Origin of the sequence: Streptomyces gilvus, from assembly GCF_022513565.1 — a bacterium.
GTDB lineage: Bacteria > Actinomycetota > Actinomycetes > Streptomycetales > Streptomycetaceae > Streptomyces > Streptomyces gilvus.
In genome coordinates this window covers 1-4,164 of record NZ_JAKWBE010000061.1, presented here as the reverse complement: position 1 = coordinate 4,164, position 4,164 = coordinate 1, and the positions used below count along the sequence as shown (strand labels likewise).

Sequence of the window (4,164 nt, the reverse complement as noted above, 5' to 3'; positions counted from 1 at the left end):
GGTCCGCCGACGGAGTCGGTGGACCCTTTTGCTTTCCGGAGCTGATGCCGGGCAGGCAGGTGGCCCGGCTGTCGCGTCGGGTGGGCGCCGGGTTCCACTGCCCGGGGCGGGTGATGCTGTCGCAGGGACGGTGGGTTGCTGGTCAGCCGGGGTCCGGCAGGAGCGCGAGACGTTCGAGGGCGGCGGTGATCTCGACGGTCCAGGGCCAGTGCCGGGCGAGGCGAAGAATCCTGCGCCGACCGGTGGTGACGAGCTGGCCGGCCGCGGAGAACAGGCGGAACCGCAAGCGACGCGGTTCCCAGAGCCTCGCCCGGTCGGTCAAGGCGAGCATGGGCATCCAGGCCAGCAGGTCGAGAGCGATCTGGACGATCTCCATCCAGACCCGGTTCTGGGCGGTGTCGTGCAGGGGCAGGTTGCGCAGGCCGGTGGCCCGGGCGGCCCGGATCCGGTCCTCGGCCCGAGCCCGGAGCCGGTGACGCAGTTCGAGCTCGGCGATCGGCCGGCCGGTGGTGTTGGTCGCGAAGCATGTGATCCGCATGCCGTCCGCGTCCGTGATCCTCAACTGGGCTCCGGGATGGGGCCGTTCCTTGCGGACGACGAGCCGCATGCCCTTGGGCCAGCCGTTAAGGAGCTTGCCGGTGAGCTCGGCGACCCAGGCCCCGTCCCGGGCCTCACCGTCAGTCTCGACGGCCGGGGTCCAGGCCGAGGCGGGGACCTTCAGCACGTGTTCGTGGATCGCTTCGGTGACCGTCATACCGACCGAGTAGGACAGCCATCGGCCCCGCTTCGCGAGCCAGGACACGAACTCGTGGGTGCCGCCGGCGGAGTCCGTGCGGATCAGCGTCTGCCGTCCTCGTCGGTAGCGCTTCGGCATTTGGGCCAGGGCGAGTTGGGCGGTGGTGATGTGGTCGGCTGCGGTGTTGTCGGGTAGCCCCAGCGCATTGCTGCGCCGGGGCCCCCTCAGAACCGTGCGTGCCCGCTTTCCAGGCACACGGCTCAAGCAAGCCCCAAAGGCTCGCGGTCAGGCAGAACTGCTGGTCCCGGTGCGCGGGCGGCGATGCGCCGCCGCGCGCAGTGGGCGTGCATGAGGCAGCGTGCGGTGTCGTCCGGCGGGTGGCCGTCCTCGGTGGCGAGCGCTCTGCGGCGGATCGCCTTGCGGACGGCGGTGAGCCACTGCTCCCACTCGGTGGGACTTTGCGGTTCCTGATCGGCGTGCAACAGCAGAGTTCCGCAGCCGGGACAGCGGCCGTGCTGCGCGTGTAGCAGCCGCAGCACGAACGGCCCCAGCGGAGGCTTTCGCCGCCGTCGCCGATCAGCCCAGTAACCGGTCAGAGCCGGGTCGTCCGGAGACGCCCTGCCTTTGACCAGCCGATGCCGGACAATCTTCGTCCAGGAGAACTTCACCAGGTAGCGACCGGTGTCCCGGTCGCCGAACACCCAGCGGTCCCGCCTGGTTGGGTGGAACGCGCCGAAGTACCGGGCCACGACCCAGCGTTTCGACTTGTTCGGGTGCGCCCGCAGCCCCCACCGGTAGGTGAGCCGCCACAGGTAGTGGTCCAAGGAGGAGAAGATCTCCTTGGATACCCCGGTGCGGTAGTAGGCCGCCCAGCCCCGGATCACGGGGTTGAGCTTGTTGATCACCGCTTGGGCGTTGGCCCCGTGCAGAGCCTTGACCTCGGCGGCGAGCCTGCTGCGAATGCGCCGCACCGCTGCCTTGCTGGGCTTGGTCAGCAGCTTGCCGTTGCGATATCGGCGGACGTTGAACCCGAGGAAGTCGAAGCCCTCTTCAAGGCGGACGACGCGCGTCTTGTCCTCGTTGAAGGCCAGTCCCCTCGGAGCCAGCCACACCGCGAGCTGCTGCTTGACCTGCCGGGTCTGTTCCTCGCTGACGCACAAGGCCACCAGATCGTCGGCATAGCGGATCACCACGGGGGTGCCCGGCTCCGACTTGCCCGCGTGCCTCATCCCGTCAGCGAAGTACCGGACCCCGGCGGCTTGTTCCAGCCCGTGCAGGGCGACATTCAGTAGCGTCGGGCTGATCACCCCGCCTTGTGGAGTCCCCTCCTCGGTCGGGGTGAGCTGTTCACGCTCGACCACGCCCGCCTTCAGCCACTGCCTGACCTGCTCCCGCGCGGGGAACGTGCCGAGCTGGCGGAGAAGACGGTCGTGGTCGATGCGGTCGAACGCCGCTGCCAGGTCCGCGTCGAGAATCCACCGGCGGTGCGGGTTCTTTCCCCCGACCGCGTTGAAGATCGCCTCGATGGCGTCATGGCAGCCACGGCCGGGCCGGAAGCCGTACGACTTCGGCTCGAACCGTGCCTCCCACTCGGGTTCCAGCGCGCTGAGGGCCCGCGCCTGGAGAGCGCGGTCAACGATCACCGGAATGCCGAGCGGGCGCTGCTTCTTCCCTCCTGCCTTGGGGATATACACCCGCCTGACCGGCCGGGCCCTCCACGTGTCGGCGGATCGCTGCATCCAGTCGGCCAGTTCGGCCTTGCCCTGGGGCAGCAGCACCACCTTCCCGTCGATCCCGGCGGTCGTGCGGCCAGCGTTGATCTCCGTGACCCGGCGCACGCTGAGCAGCGTGTTGGCGCGGGAGCGGAGCATCAGCTTCTGCAGATTGCGGACCCTTTTCAGGTCCCCTGCCCGCGATGCCGTGAAGATGCGTTGCCGAAGTCGCCGTACGTCGTCTTCGACCTGCTGCCAGTCGACGGCCAGCCAGCCGGTGATCTCGTCCTCAGGTCCGTTCACCGCAGCCTCAGCTGGGGCGTCCAACTTGTCCCTCGGTTCGGGGTGTTCGAGCATCTGGTCTCCACAGACTCACCTGACCCACGTCGGCACCCTTTCGAGTTCGGGCACGTGCCCGTATCCGGCCGGTTATGCGGGGCGATCGGCGGAGGGCCGAATGTGTTGCCCCGTCTTCCCGCTGCCTTTCGGCTGCCGGCGTTCGCTTCTTGGGTCATCCTGTTCCCGCCCGGGGGCTGGGCCTTCCTCGCAGTCGGCTCACCGCTCAGTCGCCTGAGCGGACCCCGTCGGGGTTTCCACGTTCCACACAGTTGAGATACGACCGGGATGGGCGCCCCCTATACCCCGGGGACGGTGGTGTCCTCCCGGTCGGCGGTTCGCTGTCCGACCGGCACCCGCCGCTTCTCAGCGGCCAGTCCCTGCACTCCGCTGAAGACTTCCGTCTGGCGGAGCCCAAACGTGACGAGGCATCATCAGGGGTTCACTCGCGTTCACCCGTCCGGTCTTCCCCTTGCCTGTGGCCCCCGGACGGATCGGGAACCCTTGGGCGTCTTCTTCGAGCTCCGCACCCCACCGTTGCCGGTGACGCACGTCGAAGCGGGGACGGGCCTTGGACACTGGCCCGGATCTACACCGTCGACATCAGCCGAACCTCCGATCGATGAGACCACTCAACTTGTGCGACCTCGTGTCGCACGGAGCCCGCGTTTCCCGGTCTGAGGAGGGCGACAACGGGTTCACCGGTTCCGCCCGGTCCGTGGTCGACGAAGGCCGTCAGCGGGTGATGGCCGTAGGTCTTCTTCCAAGTCGCGGCCGCGTCCTCCTTGTCGGAGTGGGCGATCACGAGGACGCCGTCGAGGTCTACGGTGACCTGACCGCCGGCGTCCGGGGCGTTCTCGCCGGCCAACGACCAGGCACGATGGCGGACTTCGGAGCGTGCGGACCGGATGACCTGCAGGGCTTTGACGCCGGACGCGGCGAGGGTGTCGATCAGACGGGAGACGGTCGGGTCGGAGGCGACCAGGCCGAAGACGGCCGGCTCACACCGCAGCAGGGTGACGTCCGCGAGGCAGTCCCCGCCCAGTGCGACCGCCAGGGCAACGTCCAGGAGGATCTTGCCGGGATCGTGGACGGCCCGCGGCTTCCGCCACGGAGCCAGAGCTGCGGATATCGCCTGGTCAAGGCCCGTCTTGCGGACCGTCTCCAACAGCAGGACCGCACCGGCCTGCGAGACCACCTGCCGACCGTCTCCCCGGACACGGACACGTGGGTACGACGAGATAGGCTCTCTCACCTGGAAAGTGCTCTTTTCCTTGCAGCCAACAGGATCCTCAGCAAGTCCTATCGTTGCAGGTCAAGGGCACTTTCCGTGTTTCTGATCAACGCTTGGACAGCCCACCTCGTGAAAGCGCGAGGCTA

The 4,164-nt window shown here is 68.4% G+C and carries 2 protein-coding genes and 1 pseudogene; all 3 read right to left on the bottom strand.

From position 1 onward, the window contains the following. Window positions 1–142: 142 nt before the first annotated feature. A pseudogene (locus MKW14_RS40545) lies at window positions 143–925 on the bottom strand (transposase); the annotation flags it as partial. A 71-nt stretch (window positions 926–996) separates the two neighbouring features. Next, window positions 997–2,805, bottom strand: a complete 1,809-nt coding sequence (gene ltrA / locus MKW14_RS40540; RefSeq protein ID WP_240871771.1) for a group II intron reverse transcriptase/maturase — start codon at window positions 2,803–2,805, stop codon at window positions 997–999. 568 nt (window positions 2,806–3,373) lie between these two features. After that, complete coding sequence (locus tag MKW14_RS40535) at window positions 3,374–4,039, bottom strand: transposase (RefSeq protein WP_308314682.1); 666 nt, start codon at window positions 4,037–4,039, stop codon at window positions 3,374–3,376. Window positions 4,040–4,164: the final 125 nt, after the last annotated feature.